1 protein-coding gene and 1 pseudogene are annotated in these 864 nt (G+C 48.8%); both read right to left on the reverse strand.

Annotation, left to right across the window (positions count from 1 at the left end):
• Nucleotides 1–243, reverse strand: a pseudogene (locus R7E78_RS25395) (histidinol-phosphate transaminase); the annotation flags it as partial.
• A gap of 15 nt (nucleotides 244–258) precedes the next feature.
• A partial coding sequence (gene hisD, locus R7E78_RS25400; RefSeq protein WP_318058509.1) for a histidinol dehydrogenase occupies nucleotides 259–864 on the reverse strand: 606 nt, incomplete at its 5' end.

Raw genomic sequence — 864 nt, forward strand, 5'->3', positions numbered from 1 at the left:
TTCGTCAGCGCCACGAGAAGTAAGCGTCTGTTCTGGCTTTACACCCGCGTAGGCAGCGTAAGCAGAAATAAGCGCTTTTGGCTGGCATTCGCTGTAGCGGTTTAGGCGAGCAAAATCCGTTTTATACTCATTATTAAATGGAGATTCATTGGCGTTGAGCCAAACGTCACCCGTGCCGCCAATTCGGCGAGCAGATAAATACGGGGTTAATTCTTGAACTTGTTTGCGTGCTAGCTTTTCCATCTCTTTACTCTCTTATTATCTATTTTTGGTCAGCTTTTCTACTCGGATGGTGACTGCACGTTTGTGAGCGTCGAGACCTTCCGCCTCCGCCATCGTAACCACAGTCGGAGCGAGATTCTGTAAACCTTCAGCCGATAACTCTTGCACTGTCATTCGTTTAGAAAAGTCGGCAAGGCCAAGGCTTGAGTAAGTACGAGTATACCCGTAAGTTGGAAGCACGTGGTTAGTTCCCGACGCATAATCACCTGCAGATTCAGGAGACCAATCGCCAAGAAAGATAGAGCCCGCATTATCTAGTAGTGGAAGTAGCTCACGCGGGTTCTTCGTTTGCACAATTAAGTGCTCAGGGCCGTAGTAGTTAGAGATAGAAACCGCTTGTGTGATTGACTCAGAAATAATAATCAGACTCGAAGCCAACGCCTTCTGCGCGATGTCTGCACGAGACAAGGCTTTTAGTTGACGCTGCACGGCATCCGTTACTTGATCCGCGACAATTGGTGATGGTGTCACAAGAACCACCTGTGAATCAGGGCCGTGCTCAGCTTGGCTTAACAGGTCTGCTGCGATGAAGTCTGGATCTGCGGTTTCGTCTGCAATCACAAGAACTTCAGAAGGGCCAGC

Source organism: Vibrio sp. YT-19(2023), assembly GCF_033337395.1.